Origin of the sequence: Aeromonas sp. OTU364 (assembly GCF_038440395.1) — a bacterium.
GTDB lineage: Bacteria > Pseudomonadota > Gammaproteobacteria > Enterobacterales > Aeromonadaceae > Aeromonas.
Genome location: NZ_JASATR010000022.1, coordinates 1 through 17689 on the forward strand (window position 1 = coordinate 1; position 17689 = coordinate 17689).

21 protein-coding genes are annotated in these 17689 nt (G+C 60.4%); 13 read left to right on the top strand and 8 right to left on the bottom strand.

Annotated features, from left to right (window positions below; genetic code table 11):
- Positions 1-378 precede the first annotated feature (378 nt).
- Together tmaR and AAHB08_RS18285 are read left to right on the top strand one after the other, a co-directional pair.
- Positions 379-696, top strand: a complete 318-nt coding sequence (tmaR, locus tag AAHB08_RS18280; RefSeq protein WP_025328544.1) for a PTS system regulator TmaR — start codon at positions 379-381, stop codon at positions 694-696.
- A gap of 214 nt (positions 697-910) precedes the next feature.
- Positions 911-3994, top strand: coding sequence for a transglycosylase domain-containing protein (locus AAHB08_RS18285; protein ID WP_247625371.1), 3084 nt, complete (start codon positions 911-913; stop codon positions 3992-3994).
- A 79-nt stretch (positions 3995-4073) separates the two neighbouring features.
- Here AAHB08_RS18285 and yjgA read toward each other — a convergent pair whose 3' ends face one another.
- Positions 4074-4598, bottom strand: coding sequence for a ribosome biogenesis factor YjgA (yjgA, locus tag AAHB08_RS18290; protein WP_025328542.1), 525 nt, complete (start codon positions 4596-4598; stop codon positions 4074-4076).
- 111 nt (positions 4599-4709) lie between these two features.
- Here yjgA and pmbA point away from each other — a divergent pair, with 111 nt between their 5' ends.
- Positions 4710-6053: a metalloprotease PmbA gene (gene pmbA, locus AAHB08_RS18295; RefSeq protein ID WP_247625372.1), complete on the top strand. Its 1344-nt coding sequence runs from the start codon at positions 4710-4712 to the stop codon at positions 6051-6053.
- An 80-nt stretch (positions 6054-6133) separates the two neighbouring features.
- Here the strand turns inward: pmbA and murA are convergent, their stop codons facing one another.
- From murA to mlaF, 7 genes are read right to left on the bottom strand one after another with little or no spacing between them, the layout of a single operon-like run.
- Positions 6134-7390: a UDP-N-acetylglucosamine 1-carboxyvinyltransferase gene (gene murA / locus AAHB08_RS18300; RefSeq protein WP_106885623.1), complete on the bottom strand. Its 1257-nt coding sequence runs from the start codon at positions 7388-7390 to the stop codon at positions 6134-6136.
- A gap of 16 nt (positions 7391-7406) precedes the next feature.
- The gene (gene ibaG / locus AAHB08_RS18305) at positions 7407-7664 is read right to left on the bottom strand and encodes a BolA family iron metabolism protein IbaG (RefSeq protein WP_005306001.1); all 258 of its coding nucleotides are present in this window, start codon (positions 7662-7664) and stop codon (positions 7407-7409) included.
- Positions 7664-7936, bottom strand: coding sequence for an STAS domain-containing protein (locus AAHB08_RS18310; RefSeq protein WP_171273116.1), 273 nt, complete (start codon positions 7934-7936; stop codon positions 7664-7666). Before AAHB08_RS18310 ends, ibaG begins: the two co-directional genes overlap by 1 nt.
- The gene (mlaC, locus tag AAHB08_RS18315) at positions 7933-8568 is read right to left on the bottom strand and encodes a phospholipid-binding protein MlaC (protein ID WP_139438925.1); all 636 of its coding nucleotides are present in this window, start codon (positions 8566-8568) and stop codon (positions 7933-7935) included. The genes AAHB08_RS18310 and mlaC overlap by 4 nt, the downstream gene beginning before the upstream one ends.
- A gap of 2 nt (positions 8569-8570) precedes the next feature.
- Positions 8571-9071, bottom strand: coding sequence for an outer membrane lipid asymmetry maintenance protein MlaD (gene mlaD / locus AAHB08_RS18320; protein WP_106885624.1), 501 nt, complete (start codon positions 9069-9071; stop codon positions 8571-8573).
- Between the two features lie 7 nt (positions 9072-9078).
- A complete protein-coding gene (gene mlaE / locus AAHB08_RS18325; RefSeq protein WP_202047363.1) occupies positions 9079-9858 on the bottom strand; it encodes a lipid asymmetry maintenance ABC transporter permease subunit MlaE in 780 nt (259 codons plus the stop codon).
- Positions 9858-10658: a phospholipid ABC transporter ATP-binding protein MlaF gene (gene mlaF, locus AAHB08_RS18330; protein ID WP_342059719.1), complete on the bottom strand. Its 801-nt coding sequence runs from the start codon at positions 10656-10658 to the stop codon at positions 9858-9860. Before mlaF ends, mlaE begins: the two co-directional genes overlap by 1 nt.
- Positions 10659-10864: 206 nt before the next feature.
- Here mlaF and AAHB08_RS18335 point away from each other — a divergent pair, with 206 nt between their 5' ends.
- From AAHB08_RS18335 to npr, 10 genes are all read left to right on the top strand, one after another.
- Entirely contained in the window at positions 10865-11860 is a 996-nt protein-coding gene (locus AAHB08_RS18335) for a KpsF/GutQ family sugar-phosphate isomerase (protein WP_139438917.1), read from the top strand.
- Positions 11860-12414, top strand: coding sequence for a 3-deoxy-manno-octulosonate-8-phosphatase KdsC (gene kdsC, locus AAHB08_RS18340; protein ID WP_342059720.1), 555 nt, complete (start codon positions 11860-11862; stop codon positions 12412-12414). Before AAHB08_RS18335 ends, kdsC begins: the two co-directional genes overlap by 1 nt.
- A complete protein-coding gene (gene lptC / locus AAHB08_RS18345; RefSeq protein ID WP_139438913.1) occupies positions 12411-12971 on the top strand; it encodes an LPS export ABC transporter periplasmic protein LptC in 561 nt (186 codons plus the stop codon). Before kdsC ends, lptC begins: the two co-directional genes overlap by 4 nt.
- Positions 12958-13476 (top strand): lipopolysaccharide transport periplasmic protein LptA, encoded by a 519-nt coding sequence (lptA, locus tag AAHB08_RS18350; protein WP_025328531.1) that lies wholly within the window; start codon positions 12958-12960, stop codon positions 13474-13476. Before lptC ends, lptA begins: the two co-directional genes overlap by 14 nt.
- Before the next feature lie 12 nt (positions 13477-13488).
- A complete protein-coding gene (gene lptB / locus AAHB08_RS18355; protein ID WP_010675872.1) occupies positions 13489-14214 on the top strand; it encodes an LPS export ABC transporter ATP-binding protein in 726 nt (241 codons plus the stop codon).
- Positions 14215-14279: 65 nt separating this feature from the next.
- The gene (locus AAHB08_RS18360; protein WP_139438911.1) at positions 14280-15719 is read left to right on the top strand and encodes an RNA polymerase factor sigma-54; all 1440 of its coding nucleotides are present in this window, start codon (positions 14280-14282) and stop codon (positions 15717-15719) included.
- A 20-nt stretch (positions 15720-15739) separates the two neighbouring features.
- Positions 15740-16027 carry a ribosome hibernation promoting factor gene (gene hpf, locus AAHB08_RS18365; protein ID WP_005305957.1) on the top strand — a complete coding sequence of 96 codons (288 nt, stop codon included), beginning with the start codon at positions 15740-15742 and terminating at the stop codon, positions 16025-16027.
- Between the two features lie 2 nt (positions 16028-16029).
- Positions 16030-16476: a PTS IIA-like nitrogen regulatory protein PtsN gene (gene ptsN, locus AAHB08_RS18370; RefSeq protein WP_342059721.1), complete on the top strand. Its 447-nt coding sequence runs from the start codon at positions 16030-16032 to the stop codon at positions 16474-16476.
- A gap of 40 nt (positions 16477-16516) precedes the next feature.
- Positions 16517-17383 (top strand): RNase adapter RapZ, encoded by an 867-nt coding sequence (gene rapZ / locus AAHB08_RS18375; protein WP_139438909.1) that lies wholly within the window; start codon positions 16517-16519, stop codon positions 17381-17383.
- A gap of 20 nt (positions 17384-17403) precedes the next feature.
- Positions 17404-17676: a PTS phosphocarrier protein NPr gene (npr, locus tag AAHB08_RS18380; RefSeq protein WP_005331359.1), complete on the top strand. Its 273-nt coding sequence runs from the start codon at positions 17404-17406 to the stop codon at positions 17674-17676.
- Positions 17677-17689: the final 13 nt, after the last annotated feature.

A 17689-nucleotide genomic window follows, 5' to 3' on the forward strand; every position in this document is an offset into this window, starting at 1 on the left:
TACAAGAAACCCCGCTCAATGAGCGGGGTTTTTTATTGTCTGACGTTTCCCCAAAACCAGCCACCGCCTGCCGAGTTCGCGTCTGCTTATTCCTTGCGTTCACCAGTTTCGTCACCTGTTGGTGCTCATGAGCTCCGGCACCGAAGGCTTCGTCTGCTGCCGCGCCTGGCTCTCCACTCACACCGGTTTTCCATTTGATTCCTCACGCGACGCTATCCTGCTGAAACCCGGCGTCGGGCCTGCAATTGGGGTTGTATCTGCATCATAACTCGGTAGAGTAAAGGGCATTCCGGGTTTGCCCATACCATGCCTTTGCATCTCCATCTGGTATGAGAGCACCCCATCCGTTTTCATTCACCTTCAGTCAGTGGTACCGATATGGAACAAGTAAACAAGTCTACTTTCAGCGATGTGTTGGAATATGTGCGTATGTCCCGTCGTCAGAACAAGCTCAAGCGTGAAATCGCGGACAACGAGAAGAAGATCCGTGACAACCAGAAGCGGGTGCTGCTGCTCGACAACCTGAGCGACTATATCAAGCCCGGCATGAGCATCGATGAGGTGCAGGCCATCATCGCCAACATGCGCACCGATTACGAAGAGCGTGTGGATGATCACATCATCAAGAATGCCGAGCTTTCCAAGGAGCGCAAGGAGCTGAGCACCAAGCTCAAGGGCATGAGTACCAGCAAGTAAGCTCACACCGCCATTCCCGAACACCGGCTTCCAGCCGGTGTTTCATTTCCATTCGGCAGCTCGGATCTCTTGCCGCACTGCAACAATCGGCTCCCATTTTTACAATCGCCCTGTTAACATCGCTGCAAAGCGGTCAATAGTTTTCAAGCCCTTGACTTGAAACGACTAAGCTTGATTGAAAGACAATAAATTGCGCAACCATGGTGGGGCTTATATGGGCGCATCAAAACAGACGGATTCGAACAAAGTGGCATCTCAGGATTCATCCGTACCGCATGCGGACGGGCAATATCAGCGCAAGCGTCGCCCCTGGTGGCGCTGGTTGTTCTGTTTCATCTTTTTGCTCTGCCTGGCTGCCGTGATCGCCCTGGTCGGTTATGAAATGAAGACCTCCCGATTGCAGTCGCAGGAGATCTCCCGTTATGCCGCCAAGCTGACGTATGAGCTGGAACCCGGTCCCAGCAAGCAGATCACCTTCCCGGAAGATGGCCCCTTCGACAAGCGGCTCGGTTATGTGCTGATGCCCATGATCCAGGAGCGCCTCATCCAGCGCGGCTATCAGGTGAGCGAGCAGGTGCGTTTTTCCGATGCGCTTTACAACTACGCCAGCCATGGCTTCTTCGTCCCCTATACCGAGAAGGTGCAGGCGGGGCTGACGCTGCACGACTGCCGTGCCGAGCCTTTCTATCAATACAAGTACCCGACCCACTACTACCCTGATTTCAACTCCATTCCCCCTTTGGTCATACAGTCGCTGCTGTTTATCGAGAACCGGGAGCTGCTGAGCAACGAGCAGCCGCTGGCCAACCCGGCGGTAGACTGGCCCCGTTTCGCCAAGGCGGCGCTGTCCCAGGTGGGCAAGGCGCTGGACATGCAGGATCAATCCGCCGGGGGCAGTACGCTGGCGACCCAGGTGGAGAAGTATCGTCACTCCCCTGATGGTCTGACCCTGTCCCCCACCGAGAAGATCCGCCAGATGGCCTCGGCCAGCGTGCGGGCCTATCGATTGGGGCCAGAGACCCTGGAAGCCCGCAAACTGGTGGCCTGGGCCTATCTCAACTCGGTGCCGCTCTCGGCGGCTCCTGGTTATGGCGAGGTGCACGGCCTGGGGGATGGTCTCTGGGTCTGGTTCGGTGCCGATGTGGACGAGGTGAATCGCCTGCTGGATCCCGCGCGCAATCAGGACGCCACCCTGGCCGAGCAGGGGCTGGCGCTGCGCCAGGTGGTCTCCCTGATGATTGCCCACCGTCGCCCCTCCTACTATCTGGCCCAGGGACGGGAGGCGCTGTCGACCCTGACGGACAGCTACCTGCGTCTGTTCGTGCAGGAGGGCATGATCACGCCGCCCTTGATGGAGTCGGCACTCAAGGCCAAGCTTGCGTTCCGCGACTTCCTGCAGGCGCCGGCGATCACCCGGGTCAATAACAACAAGGGGTTGCAGGTCGCGCGCACCCGCCTCAGTCGCCAGCTCGGGGTTCAGCTCTATGATCTGGACCGCATGGATCTGACGGCGGATACGACCCTCAACATGCCACTGCAAAATGACGTCTCCCGTTATCTGCAGCAGTTGGCGGACCCCACATTCGCCGCCCAGGTGGGACTGTTTGGTGAGCGCCTGCTCTCGCCGGAGAAGACGGGGGACGTGAAATACAGCTTCACCCTGTTCGAGAAGACGCCGGAAGGGGTCAAGGTGCGGGTGCAGACCGACAACACGGATCAGCCGTTCGACATCAACGAGGGCAGCAAGCTGGAGCTGGGCTCGACCGCCAAGCTGCGGGTGTTGACCACCTATCTGGAGATAGTGACCGAGCTGCATGACAGCTACGGGAACATGCCGGCCGAGAGCCTGCGCAAGATAGAGGTCTCCGATCAGGACAACATCAGCCGTTGGGCCATCGCCTACCTGATGAGTGCCAAGGACAAGAGCCTGCCCGTGATGCTGGAGGCGGCGCTGGATCGCAAATACTCCGCCAGCCCCTATGAGGGCTTCTTCACCGGCGGCGGCATGCACACCTTCAACAACTTCCGCAAGGAAGACAATGGCCGAATTCCGCCTATCCGCGACGCCTTGCGCGAATCCATCAACCTGCCCTTCGTGCGGCTGATGCGGGACATAGTGCGCTACAGCCTCTACAAGGAAGGCAACCGCGCCCAGTTGCTCAAGGATGACAAGGATCCTCGTCGTACCGAGTATCTGGCCAAGTTTGCCGACAAGGAGGGCCAGACCTATCTGCTGCGCTTCTGGCGCAAATATCGCGGCAAGACCACGGATGAGCAGCTCGATACCTTCCTCGACGGCCTCAAGCCCAGCGCAGTGCGCCTCGCGGCCGTGCATCGTTACCTGATGCCGGAAGCGTCACAGGCCGACTTTGCCGCCTTCCTGGCGAAGCGCCTGCCCCGGGACAAGTTGAGCGACAAGCGAGTCGAGCAGCTCTACACCAGCTATGGTCCTGGCAAGTATTCACTGCCGGACCAAGGCTATATCGCCCGCGTCCACCCGCTGGAGCTGTGGCTGCTCTCCTATCTCAGGGAGTTTGACAAGGCCACCTTCGCCGATGCGGTCGCGGCCAGCCGGGATGAGCGTCAGGAGGTCTACAGCTGGCTGTTCAAGACCCGCCATCGCAGCGCCCGGGATAGCCGGATCCGCACCATGCTGGAGGTCGAGGCCTTCCTCGACATCCATCAGCGCTGGGCACGCCTGGGCTATCCGTTTGATCACCTGGTTCCCTCCCTGGCGACCGCTCTTGGCAGCTCGGGAGACAGACCCGCCGCTTTGGCCGAGTTGATGGGGATCATCCAGAACGGCGGCATGCGGGCACCGACCCTGCGGATCGAGCATCTCTCTTTTGCCAAGGACACGCCCTTCGCCACCGCGTTCGAGCCGGCCAACACCCAGGGTGTTCGGGTGATGCCGGTCGAGGTGGCCAATGCTCTGCGCAATGCCCTCTCCAAGGTGGTGGAAGGCGGTACGGCGCGGCGCATCGCCGGTGCCTTTGCCTTGCAGGATGGCACTGTGCTGTCGTTGGGGGGCAAGACGGGGACGGGGGACAACAGGATCGAGACGGTCGGCCGCTACGGCAATGTCACCAGCTCGCTGGCGCGCAACCGGACCGCGACCTTTGTCTTCTACATAGGGGATGATCACTTCGGTACCCTGACGGCCTATGTGCCCGGCAGCCAGTCCGACAAGTTCCGCTTCACCTCTGCACTGCCGGTGCAGGTCCTCAAGGGGATGGCGCCCTTGCTGGTACCCTATCTGCAACCGGGCACGCACACCCAGTGCTTGCCAGGCAGCTGACGGTGCATAAAAAAACGGGGCCAGTTTGGCCCCGTTTTTGTTTCTGTCGGCGGCAGGTGTCCCGCGCCGGCCTCGTGACTCACAGCAGATCTTCTATCTCGCCGCGCAGGTACTGGTACATCTCGCGATAGGCCACCGGCGGCTTGTTCAGCTCCCGCTCCTTGTTGGCGGTGCGGATCAGCTGGCGCAGCTTCTGGCGATCCAGTTCGTGGAACTGGGACATCAGCTCGTTGAGGGCGCTGTCGCCCTCGGTGATCAGGCGCTCACGCCACTGCTCCAGCCGGTGCAGGCGGGCATTCACGGTGGAGTGACGCATCTTGATGATGGAGAGGGCTTCCTCGATCTGCTCTATATCCCGGCTGCGCATCAGGCGGCCGATGAACTGCAGGTGGCGGCGGAAGGACTCGTCCTTCTTGGGTTTGAGCTTGCGACCCAGCTCGACGGCTTCGGCCAGCTCTTCATCCAGCGGGATCCGTTCCAGCTCGCTGTGGCTCAGGGAGACTATCTCGGCCCCCAGTTTCTGCAGTGCCTCGGCGTCGCGCTTGAGCTGGCTCTTGCTGGGACCCCAATCGTCCAATTCGTTGTCGTCTTGATACTGACTCATCGGTCTCTGATTCCTGTCATTCGCGTTGGGGGATATGTTACCAGCTTCTCCCGCTGGGCGCAGGGGTCTGATATGCTTAGCCCCTTTCCTTCCTTCATACAGATGTGAGTTATGGACCAGCAAGATCAAATTCGCCAGGATCAAGCCCATCTCGAGGCGGTGGTCGCCGAGGCCCTGGAGATAGCCAGGGGGCTGGGCGCCGGGCTTGCGGAAGTCTCCATCAGCAAGCAGACAGGGCTGTCGGTGAATACCCGGGGCTGTGAGCTGGAAAGCATCGAGTTCAACAAGGATGGAGCGCTCGGCATCGCCGTCTATCGCAATGGCTGCAAGGGATCCTCCTCGACCACGGATCTCGGCAAGCCTGCCATTCGCGCCGCCGTCGAAGCGGCCATGGAGATTGCCCGCCACACCTCCCCCGATGAGTATGCCGGCCTGGCGGATGCCGAACTGCTGGCCTGGGATGCCCCGGATCTGCAACTCTGTCACTCCATCGAACTGGATCCCCAACGTGGCATCGAGCTGGCCATCGAGTGCGAGCGGTTGGCCCTGGGGCGCGATGCCCGCATCAAGCACTCCGATGGCGCCAGCTTTTCAAGCCATCTGGGGGTCAAGGTCTATGGCAACAGCCATGGCTTCGTCAAAGGCTACGCGGCGTCGCGCAACTCCCTGAGCTGCGTGCTGATCGGCGAGCAGGATGGGGACATGCAGCGGGACTATGGCTACTCCTCCAGCCGCGCCCTCTCCGGCCTCTGGACCCCGCAGCGCATCGCCGACGAGGCGGTGGAGCGCACCGTCTCCCGTCTGGGTGCCCGCAAGATCAGCACCCGCCACGCCCCCGTGCTGTTTCATCCTGACACCGCCGCCGGCCTGTGGGGTCATCTGGTGATGGCCATCAGCGGCGGCAACCTCTATCGCAAGTCGAGCTTCCTGCTGGACAAGCTGGGCAAGCAGATCCTGCCCGAGTGGCTCAGCATCCAGGAGTTTCCCCACCTGCTGGGGGGGCTCGCCAGTACCCCCTTCGACGGCGAAGGGGTGCGTACCCGCGACATGGACATAGTGCGCAATGGCGAGCTGATGAGCTGGCTGCTCACCTCCTACTCGGCCCGCAAGCTGGGGCTGACCACCACGGGCCACGCCGGTGGCATCCATAACTGGCAGGTCTCCAATACCGGCCAGGACTTCCAGGGCATGCTCAAGGAGATGGGCACAGGCCTGCTGGTGACCGAGCTGATGGGGCAGGGGGTCAACATCGTCAATGGTGACTACTCCCGCGGCGCAGCCGGTTTCTGGGTGGAGAATGGCGAGATCCTCTATCCGGTTGAGGAGATCACCATAGCCGGCAACCTGGCCGACATGTTCAGCACCCTGGTGGCGGTGGGGAACGACGAGGACGAGCGATCCAGCCTCAAGACGGGCTCTGTGCTGGTCGAGCAGATGAAGCTGGCGGGGCACTGAATCGCCAGATCCCGGAAATGGAAAAGGCCCCCTCGCCAGGCGAGGGGGCCTTTTTATTGCTCATCGGCAGGGAGTGACGATCACTCCTTGATGCGCTCTATGCAGCCGCCCAGGCCTTGCAGCTTGTGCTCGATGTCTTCATAGCCACGGTCGATGTGATAGATGCGCTCGACCATGGTGGTGCCTTCGGCCACGAAGCCGGCGAGGACCAGACTGGCGGAGGCGCGCAGATCGGTTGCCATCACCTGGGCACCCTTGAGTTGCTCGGTGTCACGGCAGATGGCCACATTACCTTGCAGTTCGATGTCCGCGCCCATACGTACCAGCTCGGGCACGTGCATGAAGCGGTTCTCGAAGATGGTCTCGGTGACCATGCCGGTGCCTTTGGCGACGGCATTCAGCACGGTGAACTGTGCCTGCATGTCGGTCGGGAAGGCCGGGTAGGGGGCCGTCTTGATGGTGACCGGCTTGAGGGTGCGGCCCGTCATGTCGAGGGAGATCCAGTCTTCCCCCTTCTCGATCAGCGCACCGGCCTCTTCCAGCTTGACCAGTACGGCTTCCAGCAGGGAAGGGTCCGTCTTGCGGCAGGTGATCTTGCCACCGGTGACGGCGGCGCCCACCAGGAAGGTACCGGTCTCGATGCGATCCGGCTGGACGCTGTAGCTGCCGCCGTGCAGACGCTCGACCCCGTCGATGGTCAGGGTGTCGGTACCCGCACCCTGGATCTTGGCGCCCAGGGCGTTGAGGAAGTTGGCGAGATCGACCACTTCCGGCTCGCGGGCGGCGTTCTCGATCACGGTGCGACCGTCGGCCAGGGTAGCGGCCATCATCAGGTTCTCGGTACCGGTGACGGAGATCATGTCCATCAGGATGTGGGCACCCTTGAGGCGACCGTCGACACGGGCCTTGATGTAGCCATCCTCGATGGCAATCTTGGCACCCATCAGCTCGAGGCCGTGCACGTGCAGGTTGACCGGGCGGGCACCGATGGCGCAGCCGCCGGGCAGGGAGACGTCAGCCGCGCCAAAACGGGCGGCCAGCGGGCCCAGCGCCAGTATGGAGGCGCGCATGGTCTTCACCAGCTCGTAGGGGGCGACGTGGTTGTTCACGGCGCCGGTCAGTACGGTCACGTTGCCGTTGACCTTGGTACTGGCACCCAGCATCTCCAGCAGCTTGAGGGTGGTACCCACGTCTTTGAGACGCGGCACGTTCGAGAGCTGGATCTCCTCGTCGCACAGCAGGGTGGCGAACAGGATCGGCAGGGCGGCGTTTTTGGCGCCGGAGATGGTCACTTCACCGGAGAGGGTGCAGGGGCCGGTGATCTTGAATTTGTCCATTTACTTAGATACCAAATCAGGAGGGCAGTAGAAATTTACGTTCGCGCTTCCATTCGGCATCGGTAAAGGCCTTGATGGAGAGGGCGTGGATGGCGTTGCTGGCGATCTTGTCCATCAGCGGGGCATAGATGGCCTGCTGCTTCTTGACCCGGCTCATGCCGTCAAACATGTCGCCGACCGCAATCACCTGATAGTGACTGCCGTCGCCTTTGACATGGACTTCGGACAATGGCAAAGCCTCAAGGAGTATCGCTTCAATTTCAGAGACTTGCATTATGCGTCCTCGGTGTTGGGCGGGGTGGGTTGAAACAGACTGGCCACCCCGTAAAGGTTGGCCAGGGTATAGAAATCAGTGGAGGCGCCCACCAGTTGCGGCGTGCCTCCCCGTACCAGAGTGGCTTTGGCCCACTTGACCAGCAGGGCCAGGCCGGCGGAATCCAGGGTGGTGACCCCGCTCATATCGAGCGCATCATCTTGCCACCACTCGGATCGCCGTTGCCACAGGGCGTTGACCTGCGGCGCCTGCAGCTCCCCCTGGAGTGTCATGACTTGAGCACCAGCGGCTTGGCATTGTGCTCGCGCAACTGGGCGATCACCGCATCTATACCGTTCTGGCGAATGAGGCCACCGAGCTCGCTCTGCTTGGCAGAGAGCAGGCTGATCCCTTCGGCAACCATGTCGAAGGCCTTCCATTCACCGGTCTTGTTGTTCTTGCGCAGCTTGAACTCGAGGAAGATATCCGGCTTGCCGGCCTCTTTCACGCTGACGTTGACGGCGGTGATGTTGCTGTCACCGGGCGCCTTGCCCGGCTGGACCTTGACGGTCTGCTTGTCGAAATGGGCCAGGGCATCGGCGTAGGAGCTCACCATGTACTCGGTGAACACCTGGACGAAGGCATCGCGCTGGGCCGGGGTGGTCTCCTTGATCTGGTTGCCGAGCACCTTGTAGGCGGCGAAGCGGTTGTCCACATAGGGCAGCAGCTCTTCGCGGATGATCACCCTCAGGTGATCCGGGTTGCTCTTGACCTGGGACTTGTCCGCCTTCAGGCGGGCGAAGGTCTGCTGGGCAGCCTGATCCACCAGGGCATAGGGATCGGAGGCATTGACCGCCGCCAGGGCGGAGACGGAAAACAGCATGCTGGTCATCAGACCCAGCAGCAGGGCGATCTTCTTGAACATGGTTACTCCTTGGTTGCTGGCGTATCGGTGGCCGGGGAAGACTGGCTGTACAGGAACTTGCCAATCAGGTCTTCCAGCACTATGGCGGACTTGGTGTCTTCTATCATGTCGCCATCCTTGAGCATGCTGGTGCCCATCTCTTCATCGGTGAAACCCGGAGCCAGGCCGACATACTGCTCGCCCAGCAGACCCGAGGTCAGGATGGAGAGGGTACTGGTTTCGGAGAACTCGCCGGCACTCTTCTGCATCTGCAGGGAGACGATGGGCACCTGGCTCTTGGCATCCAGCGTGATGTCACTGACTCGACCGACGACGACGCCGCCGACCTTGACCGGCGAGCGCACTTTCAGGCCGCCGATATTATCGAAATGGGCGCGCAGGGTATAGGTTTCTCCTTCCGGTTTGAAACTCAATCCCGCCACTTGCAGTGCCAACGCCAGAATGGCTGCGATGCCAGCCAGCATGAAGGCACCGACCAGGAATTCTACTTTGCTGAACTTCATCTTTCCCTTATCCAAACATGACTGCGGTGAGTATAAAATCCAGACCGAGCACGGCCAGGGATGAGTGGACCACGGTACGGGTCGTCGCCTGACTGATCCCGGCCGAGGTCGGCTTGGCATCATAGCCATTGAAGAGCGCGATCCAGGTCACCACCAGCGCGAATATCACACTCTTGATGGCCCCTTGCATGATGTCGTCCTGCCAGTCGACGGAGGCCTGCATGGCAGACCAGAAGCTGCCCTCATCCACCCCCAGCCAGTCGACCCCGACCAGTTTGCCGCCGAAGATGCCGATCAGGCTGAACATGAAGGCCAGCAGCGGCATGCTGATGGCCCCGGCCCAGAAGCGGGGCGCCACTACCCGGCGCAGCGGATCCACTGCCATCATCTCCAGGCTGGAGAGCTGCTCGGTGGCCTTCATCAGGCCGATCTCGGCGGTGAGAGCCGAACCCGCACGACCGGCAAACAGCAGTGCGGTGACCACAGGGCCCAGCTCCCGCAGCAGGGAGAGGGAGACCAGGGGCCCCAGACTCTGCTCGGCGCCGAAGTCCTTCAGTACGTTGTAACCCTGCAAGGAGAGCACCATGCCGATGAAGAGGCCGGACACCAGTATGATGGCGACCGATTGTACACCCACCACATAGAGCTGCTGTACCAGCAGGGGGAAGTGCTTGCGGGGCTCGGGTTTGCCCGCCAGCGCGTGAAACAGCATGATGGTGGCGCGGCCGACGGCGCTGATGAACCGCACCCCGCTCCGCCCCAGCTTGCTTATCTGACTTATGAACATCACAGATCCTGTAGCAGGTCGCCTGCCGGAAAATGAAACGGAACAGGACCATCGGGCAATCCCTTGAGGAACTGCTCGACCTCTGGATTGTGCTCCTCGCGCAGTTGCTCCGGCGTGCCCTGCGCCACCACCCTGCGGTTGGCGATGATGTAGGCGTAGTCGGCGATGCTCAGCACCTCCTTCACATCGTGGGTGACGATGACGGAGGTGATGCCGAGGGCATCGTTGAGTTCCTTGATGAGCTTGACCAGCACCGCCATGGTGATGGGATCCTGGCCGACGAAGGGCTCGTCATACATGATGAGATCCGGATCCAGCGCGATGGATCTGGCCAGGGCCGCACGACGGGCCATGCCGCCGGAGAGCTCGGAGGGCATCAGGCGGGCGGCACCACGCAGACCCACCGCCTGCAGCTTCATCATGACGATGGTGTGGATCAGCGCTTCCGGCAGACCCGAGTGCTCCCGCAGCGGGAAGGCCACGTTGTCGAACACCGTCATGCCGGTGAACAGGGCGCCGCTCTGAAACAGCATGCTCATCCGCTTGCGCACCTCATACAGGCGGCCGCGGGAGAGGGTGGGGATGTCTTCCCCGTCAAACAGAATATGACCGGACTCAGGCTTGAGCTGGCCACCGATCAGGCGCAGCAAGGTGGTCTTGCCGATGCCGCTGGGGCCCATGACGGCGGTGACCTTGCCACGGGGAATGGTCAGGTTGATCCTGTCGTACAGCAACCTATCTCCGTGACTGAAGGTCAGGTCGGAGATGGTGATCAGGTCATCGTTCAAACAATTGTCCATCCGGTATAAATGAAGAGCGAATTTTATGGGCTAGTCTAGGTCTAAGCAACAGCAAGGAACAACTATTGAGCGGCTTTGCCCCCCAAATACGCGACAGTTTTATGTAACAACTTGCATCAGCGGCAGAGCGTCCCGCATCCGATTCGCTTATCTCGGCAGACTTTTTTATAATCCCGCAGCAAATTTCGGCCCGGAGCTGTGCCTTTATGTCTGTAAAGCCTGAAAAAGTGTCTGAATTGTTCGATTTCCGTCGCAGTGCCCGTGCGGTGCTGGACATAGAAAAACAAGCCATTGATGGACTCTACCAGTACCTCGACGAGACCTTCGAGCGCGCCTGCGAGATGGTGCTGCGCTGCGCCGGCAAGATAGTTGTCACCGGCATGGGCAAGTCGGGTCATGTCGGCAACAAGATTGCCGCGACCCTGGCCAGCACCGGGACGCCCGCCTTCTTCCTCCACCCTGGCGAAGCCAGCCACGGGGATCTGGGGATGATCTCCGCCGGGGACCTCATCATCGCCATCTCCAACTCAGGCGAGAGTGACGAGATCCTGGCCCTGCTGCCGGTGCTCAAGCGCCGCGGCATTCCGCTCATCTGCATGACAGGCAACCCGGCCTCCACCATGGCGAAAGAGGCCAACGTGCACCTGTGCATCAAGGTGGAGAAAGAGGCCTGCCCGCTGGGTCTGGCCCCGACCTCAAGCACCACGGCGACCCTGGTGATGGGGGACGCGCTTGCCGTGGCCCTGCTGGAAGCTCGCGGTTTCACCGCCGATGACTTCGCGCTCTCGCACCCGGGCGGGTCGCTGGGCAAGCGGCTGCTGCTGCGAGTCGGCGATCTGATGCACAGCGGCGAGCTGTTGCCCAGGGTGGGGATAGATGCCACCATCAGCCAGGCGCTGCTGGAAGTGAGCCGCAAGGGTCTCGGCATGACGGCTGTGGTGGATGGGCAGGGGCTGCTGGCCGGTCTGTTCACCGACGGTGACCTGCGCCGGATCCTAGATCTGCAGGTGGATATTCACCACACCCCGATCAGCCGCGTAATGACGGCCAACTGTGTTACCGTAGGGCCTGAGATGATGGCGGCCGAGGCCGTCAAACTGATGGAAACCAGAAAGATTAACGGATTGCTGGTGGTGGATGAAGAACGGCGACCACTTGGCGCCTTCAACATGCACGACCTGCTGAGAGCCGGGGTGATTTGATGCAAGACGTACCGACCCTCTATGGTCCGGTGACGCGCAGCCAGTACGAGAAGGCGGCGCAGATCCGCCTGCTGGTGTGTGACGTGGATGGGGTGCTCTCCAATGGCTTCATCTATATGGGCAACCAGGGTGAAGAGCTGAAAACCTTCTGCACCCGTGACGGTGCTGGCATGCGTGCCCTGCTCAACGCCGGCATCGAGATCGCCATCATCACAGGGCGCAACTCCCGTATCGTCAGCGATCGGATGAGGGGCCTGGGGGTGCAGCACCTGGTGCAGGGGGCGGATCAGAAGCTGCCCCACTTCGAGGCACTGCTGACCAAGCTTGGTCTGGAAGCGTCGCAAGCCGCCTACATGGGGGACGACACCATAGATCTGCCGGTGATGCAGGCCTGCGGCCTCGGCATAGCGGTGGCGGATGCCCATCCGCTGGTGCTGGCTCGTGCCGATCTGGTGACCCGCCTCGGGGGCGGAGTGGGCGCGGTGCGCGAGGTGTGCGATCTCATCCTGCAGGCGCAGGGCCTGGGCGATTACCAACCCGAGGCTTCGGTATGAACAAGCAGACGTTTCTGTTCGGCCTGCTGTTTCTGGCGGCGCTGGCCGCCTGGCAGCTCGGCGAGATCGAGCTGGCGCCCGAACCGGCTGCCAAGGTAGAGAACTATCAACCGGACTTCACCGCCAAGAACCTGGTCACGACCCGCTTCAACGAGCAGGGCAAGCGGACCGAGCGGTTGGAGTCCGAATATGCGGAGTATTACCAGATACTCGAGCAGGCCACCTTCGACAAGCCGGTGGTCTACATGTTCGATGAGCAGGGGGAGGCCGAGTGGAAGGTCACGGCCGAAACCGGGGTGCTCAACACGGATGACAACGTGATCCTGCGTGACAAGGTCCATCTGGACGGCCTGCTGCCGGCGTCTTTCATCTCCACGCTGGACACCCCCTATCTGGAGCTGGATCTGGTGACCCAGGACGTGAGAAGCAACCAGCACATCAGCATAGTGGGTCAGGAATTCCAGACCGAGGGCGTTGGCCTGAAGGGCCATCTGGATCGTAAATATTTCGAATTACTGGATAAAGGCCATGCCACTTATTTCAATGAAAAACGTTAATCTGGCCCTCGCGGCCTTGCTGCTGTGCAGTACAGTGAGCGCCAAAGAGTCCGACTTTGCCGAGAAGGTCTATGTGGATGCGGTCAAGCAAGTGGCCGAGATGCAGGACAACCGCATCACCTTCAGCGAAGACGTGATCATCACCCAGGGCACCATCAAGATTAAGGCCGACAAGGTGGTGGTGATCCGCTCCGGCGACAAGGGCGCAGAGGTGATGACCGCCTATGGCAATCCTGCCACCTTCTTCCAGATCCTGGACAACGGCAAGCCGGTCAATGCCCACGGCAACAGCATTCGCTACGAGCTGAAGAACCGTCTGGTCACCATCACGGGCAACGGTCAGCTCAAGCAGGAAGACAGCCAGGTCACCGGCGACCTCATCCGCTACGACATCGTCAAACAGAAGATGATCGCCGAGAGCAAGGGGCCCACCCAGCGCGTCAAGACGGTGTTCCTGCCGGATCAGGTAGAAAACTTCGACAAACCCGCCGATCAGAAGAAGTAGGAAACAGAAGCCATGGCAGTGTTAAAAGCAACGGGTTTGCAGAAGAGCTACAAGCGCCGCATGGTGGTCAGCGACGTGAGCCTGGAAGTGGGCACCGGCCAGATAGTGGGGCTGCTTGGCCCGAATGGTGCTGGCAAGACCACCTCCTTCTACATGATCGTGGGCCTGGTGCAGCGGGATGCGGGTCTCATCACCATCGACGAGCAGGACATCAGCCTGCAGCCCATGCATATCCGCGCCCGCAATGGCATCGGCTATCTGCCCCAGGAGGCCTCCATCTTCCGGCGCCTGTCGGTGTTCGACAACCTGATGGGGGTCATGCAGACCCGCAAGGGGTTGAGCCGCGAGGAGCGTGAGGATAAGGTCGAGCAGTTGCTGGAAGAGTTCAACATCACCCATATTCGCGACAGCCTGGGTCAGAGCCTGTCTGGCGGGGAGCGACGCCGGGTCGAGATTGCCCGGGCGCTGGCGGCAGAGCCGCGATTCATCCTGTTGGATGAACCCTTTGCAGGTGTTGATCCCATTTCGGTCATAGACATCAAGAAGATCATCCAACATCTGAAGGAAAGAGGGCTGGGCGTGCTGATCACGGACCACAACGTCAGAGAGACGCTGGATGTGTGCGAGAAGGCCTACATCGTCAGCCACGGCAAGATGATTGCCGAGGGCGCACCGGCCGACATCCTCGCCGATGAGCAGGTCAAGCGCGTCTATTTGGGCGATCAATTCAGTCTATAGTAAGGGGGCACCCCTCATTTTTGTTAGGTGACTGCCTCGCTGAACATAAGGATATCCCGACGTAGATGAAGCCGACATTACAGTTGCGTCTCGGTCAGTCCCTGACCATGACGCCACAATTACAACAAGCGATTCGTCTGCTCCAGCTCTCCACTCTGGAACTCCAGCAGGAAATTCAGCAAGCGCTCGATAATAACCCCTTGCTGGAGCAGGAGGAGAATGAGGCGCAGGAAACCAGCCCGATAGAGCCCCAGGACGCCAGTCAACTCGACTCCAGCGACGCCATGGCGCAGGACAGCATGCCGGATGAACTGCCGGTGGACACCACCTGGGATGAGGTCTACTCCGCCGGGACTGCCCAGAGCGCCGGCCCCATTCATGACGGGGAAGACAGCGTCTATCAGGGGGAAACCACCGAGAACCTGCAGGACTATCTGCTGTGGCAGATGCGACTGACGCCGTTCAGCGATCTGGATGCCGCTATCGCCCTCGCCATCATCGACGCCATCGATGAGTCCGGCTACCTGACCGCTTCTCTCGAAGATATTCAGGCTGCAGTCAGCAGTGAAGAGGTAGAAGTTGAACTGGATGAAGTGGAAGCCGTGCTCAAGCGGGTGCAGCATTTCGATCCGGTCGGCATAGCCGCGCGCTCGGTGCAGGAGTGTCTGCTTATCCAGCTTGGTCAGTACTCGCCGGATCTGCCCTGGCTCAATGAGGCAAGGGAGGTGATCCGCGAGCACATGGACCTGCTCGGCAACCGCGACTATCGCACCCTGGCGCGCAAGACCCGGCTCAAGGAGAGCGATCTCAAGGAGGTGCTGGATCTCATCCAGCAACTGGAGCCCAGACCAGGCAATGGCATCATCCAGAGTGAATCGCAATACGTGATCCCGGATGTCTCCGTGGTCAAGAAGGGGACGAAGTGGGTGGTTGAGCTCAACCCGGATTCGGCGCCGCGCATCCGTGTCAACGAGGCCTATGCGGCCATGGCACGCAATGCCCGCAGCAGCACGGATACCCAGTTCATTCGCTCCCATTTGCAGGAGGCCAAGTGGTTCATCAAGAGTCTGGAGAGTCGCAACGACACCCTGCTCAAGGTGGCCAGCTGCATCGTCGAGCAGCAGCAGGGCTTTTTCGAATACGGTGAAGAGGCCATGAAGCCCATGGTACTCAACGACATCGCCGAGGCGGTGGAAATGCACGAGTCGACGATTTCACGGGTGACGACCCAGAAGTACATGCATACGCCCCGTGGCATCTTTGAACTGAAGTTTTTTTTCTCCAGTCATGTCAATACGGAGGGAGGAGGAGAGTGCTCATCGACCGCAATTCGCGCCCTGATCAAGAAGCTGGTGACGGCCGAAAACCCGGCCAAACCGCTTAGTGATAGCAAGATCGCGGATTTGCTGGCCGAACAGGGTATTATGGTGGCGAGACGCACGATCGCAAAGTACCGTGAATCCTTGTTGATCCCGCCATCCAATCAGCGCAAACGCCTGGTTTAGGCAAACAAAAGGAAGACGTTATGCAAATTAACCTGACCGGACACCATGTCGAGATTACCGAAGCTCTGCGTGATTATGTGAATAACAAATTTGCCAAACTCGAGCGTCACTTTGACCATATCAACAACGTACATGTGGTGTTGAGCGTCGAAAAACTGAACCAGATCGCCGAAGCCAAGCTGCACGTCAGCGGGGGAGAGGTGTTCGCCAATTCGCAGCATGCCGACATGTATGCGGCGATTGATACCCTGCTGGATAAACTGGATCGGCAGATCATCAAGCACAAAGATAAGTTAAATCAAAAATAACTATGCAACTTGAACAGATACTGAGTCGGGACTGCACCAAGAGTGCGGTCCCTTGTACCAGCAAGAAACGCGCCCTCGAGATCATCAGTGAGCTGGCCGCAGAGCGCCTCGGCGCGTCCCGCCAGGTGCTGTTTGAAAGCCTGCTGGCGCGGGAAAAGATGGGCAGTACCGGGATCGGTGCCGGTATCGCCATTCCCCATGGCCGGATCGACGACGCCTTTGCGCCGACCGCCGTGCTGATGACCTTCTCCGAACCTATCCCTTTCGATTCTATCGACAATCAACCGGTTGACCTGCTCTTTGCATTGCTGGTGCCGGAAAGCGAGTGCAAGCAGCATCTCAAGACCCTTTCCCTGATGGCATCCAAGCTGGGTGACAAGGCCGTCTGCCGCCAGTTGCGCCAGGCGACCAGCGACGAAGAACTCTATCAGATCATGACCTCGGCCTGATGCCGGGTCTGACACCGCCACGTTGGCGTGAGGGGACAAGATGCAGTTAATAGTGGTAAGCGGTCGTTCGGGCTCCGGCAAGACGGTGGCCCTGAGGGTGCTGGAGGATCTGGGTTACTACTGCGTGGATAACCTGCCGGTCAACCTGCTGCCCCAGCTGATCGTCTCGGTGGAGAGCCAGTATGACAAGCTGGCGGTCAGCATAGACGTGCGCAACCTGCCGACCCAGCCAGACAAGCTGGACAACCTGCTGACCCAGGTGCGCAACGAGGGGCGGGTGGAGTTCTCCAGCTTCTTCTTCGATGCAGACAACGGGACCCTGCTCAAGCGCTATGGCGAGAGCCGCCGGCTGCACCCCCTGTCCCGCAAACAGCTGTCGCTGGATGAGGCGATCCGGGAAGAGACCCACCTGCTGGCGCCCCTCTCCTCGACCGCCGATCTGCGCATCGATACCACCAACCTCAGCATTCATGACCTCAGCGAGCTCATCAAGACCCGGGTGCTCGGCAAGAAAGAGAACGAGCTGGTGCTGGTGTTCGAGTCGTTCGGCTTCAAATACGGCATTCCCAAGGATGCGGACTTCGTGTTCGATGCCCGTTTCCTGCCCAACCCCCACTGGATCCCGGAGCTCAAGCCGTTTACCGGTCAGGATGAGCCCGTGGCCAACTACCTCTCGGCCCAGGCGGACGTGATGCTGTTCATCCAGCAGATAGAGAACATGCTGGTGACCTGGTTGCCCCACCTGGAGCGCAACAATCGCAGCTATGTGACCGTCGGCATAGGTTGTACCGGCGGACAGCACCGTTCAGTGTTCATCGCCGAGCGGCTGGCCAGCACCTTCCGACTGCTTGGCAAGAACGTGCAGATCCGTCACCGCACGCTGGACAAGCGCTCCACCCAAGCCTGACAGACCCACAGGATGTTCAGATGACAGTTTCCGCCTCGGTAGAAGTCAAAAACAAGCTGGGAATCCATGCCAGACCGGCCATGATGCTGTTCGAGCTGGTGCAGGGGTTCGATGCCCATGTGCTGCTGCGCAACGAGGACGGTATCGAGGCCGATGCGGACAGCGTGATCGGCCTGCTGATGCTGGACTCCGCCCAGGGCAAGCAGGTGGAGGTGCAGGTGGAGGGCCCCGAAGAGGTGGAGGCCCTGGCCGCCGTGGTGGCGCTGTTCACCTCGGGCTTCAACGAGGAGTGAGCGACGCCTCCTC

Excerpts from the sequence above, each read along its gene's own strand:
- yjgA (WP_025328542.1), bottom strand. The coding sequence starts at position 4,598 with ATGAGTCAGTATCAAGACGACAACGAATTGGACGATTGGGGTCCCAGC.
- mlaE (WP_202047363.1), bottom strand. The coding sequence starts at position 9,858 with ATGTTCATAAGTCAGATAAGCAAGCTGGGGCGGAGCGGGGTGCGGTTC.
- murA (WP_106885623.1), bottom strand. The coding sequence starts at position 7,390 with ATGGACAAATTCAAGATCACCGGCCCCTGCACCCTCTCCGGTGAAGTG.
- ibaG (WP_005306001.1), bottom strand. The coding sequence starts at position 7,664 with ATGCAAGTCTCTGAAATTGAAGCGATACTCCTTGAGGCTTTGCCATTG.
- rapZ (WP_139438909.1), top strand. The coding sequence starts at position 16,517 with ATGCAGTTAATAGTGGTAAGCGGTCGTTCGGGCTCCGGCAAGACGGTG.
- lptA (WP_025328531.1), top strand. The coding sequence starts at position 12,958 with ATGAAAAACGTTAATCTGGCCCTCGCGGCCTTGCTGCTGTGCAGTACA.
- npr (WP_005331359.1), top strand. The coding sequence starts at position 17,404 with ATGACAGTTTCCGCCTCGGTAGAAGTCAAAAACAAGCTGGGAATCCAT.
- AAHB08_RS18335 (WP_139438917.1), top strand. The coding sequence starts at position 10,865 with ATGTCTGTAAAGCCTGAAAAAGTGTCTGAATTGTTCGATTTCCGTCGC.
- kdsC (WP_342059720.1), top strand. The coding sequence starts at position 11,860 with ATGCAAGACGTACCGACCCTCTATGGTCCGGTGACGCGCAGCCAGTAC.
- hpf (WP_005305957.1), top strand. The coding sequence starts at position 15,740 with ATGCAAATTAACCTGACCGGACACCATGTCGAGATTACCGAAGCTCTG.
- tmaR (WP_025328544.1), top strand. The coding sequence starts at position 379 with ATGGAACAAGTAAACAAGTCTACTTTCAGCGATGTGTTGGAATATGTG.
- AAHB08_RS18360 (WP_139438911.1), top strand. The coding sequence starts at position 14,280 with ATGAAGCCGACATTACAGTTGCGTCTCGGTCAGTCCCTGACCATGACG.
- mlaD (WP_106885624.1), bottom strand. The coding sequence starts at position 9,071 with ATGAAGTTCAGCAAAGTAGAATTCCTGGTCGGTGCCTTCATGCTGGCT.
- mlaF (WP_342059719.1), bottom strand. The coding sequence starts at position 10,658 with ATGGACAATTGTTTGAACGATGACCTGATCACCATCTCCGACCTGACC.
- mlaC (WP_139438925.1), bottom strand. The coding sequence starts at position 8,568 with ATGTTCAAGAAGATCGCCCTGCTGCTGGGTCTGATGACCAGCATGCTG.
- pmbA (WP_247625372.1), top strand. The coding sequence starts at position 4,710 with ATGGACCAGCAAGATCAAATTCGCCAGGATCAAGCCCATCTCGAGGCG.
- AAHB08_RS18310 (WP_171273116.1), bottom strand. The coding sequence starts at position 7,936 with ATGACACTCCAGGGGGAGCTGCAGGCGCCGCAGGTCAACGCCCTGTGG.
- lptB (WP_010675872.1), top strand. The coding sequence starts at position 13,489 with ATGGCAGTGTTAAAAGCAACGGGTTTGCAGAAGAGCTACAAGCGCCGC.
- AAHB08_RS18285 (WP_247625371.1), top strand. The coding sequence starts at position 911 with ATGGGCGCATCAAAACAGACGGATTCGAACAAAGTGGCATCTCAGGAT.
- lptC (WP_139438913.1), top strand. The coding sequence starts at position 12,411 with ATGAACAAGCAGACGTTTCTGTTCGGCCTGCTGTTTCTGGCGGCGCTG.
- ptsN (WP_342059721.1), top strand. The coding sequence starts at position 16,030 with ATGCAACTTGAACAGATACTGAGTCGGGACTGCACCAAGAGTGCGGTC.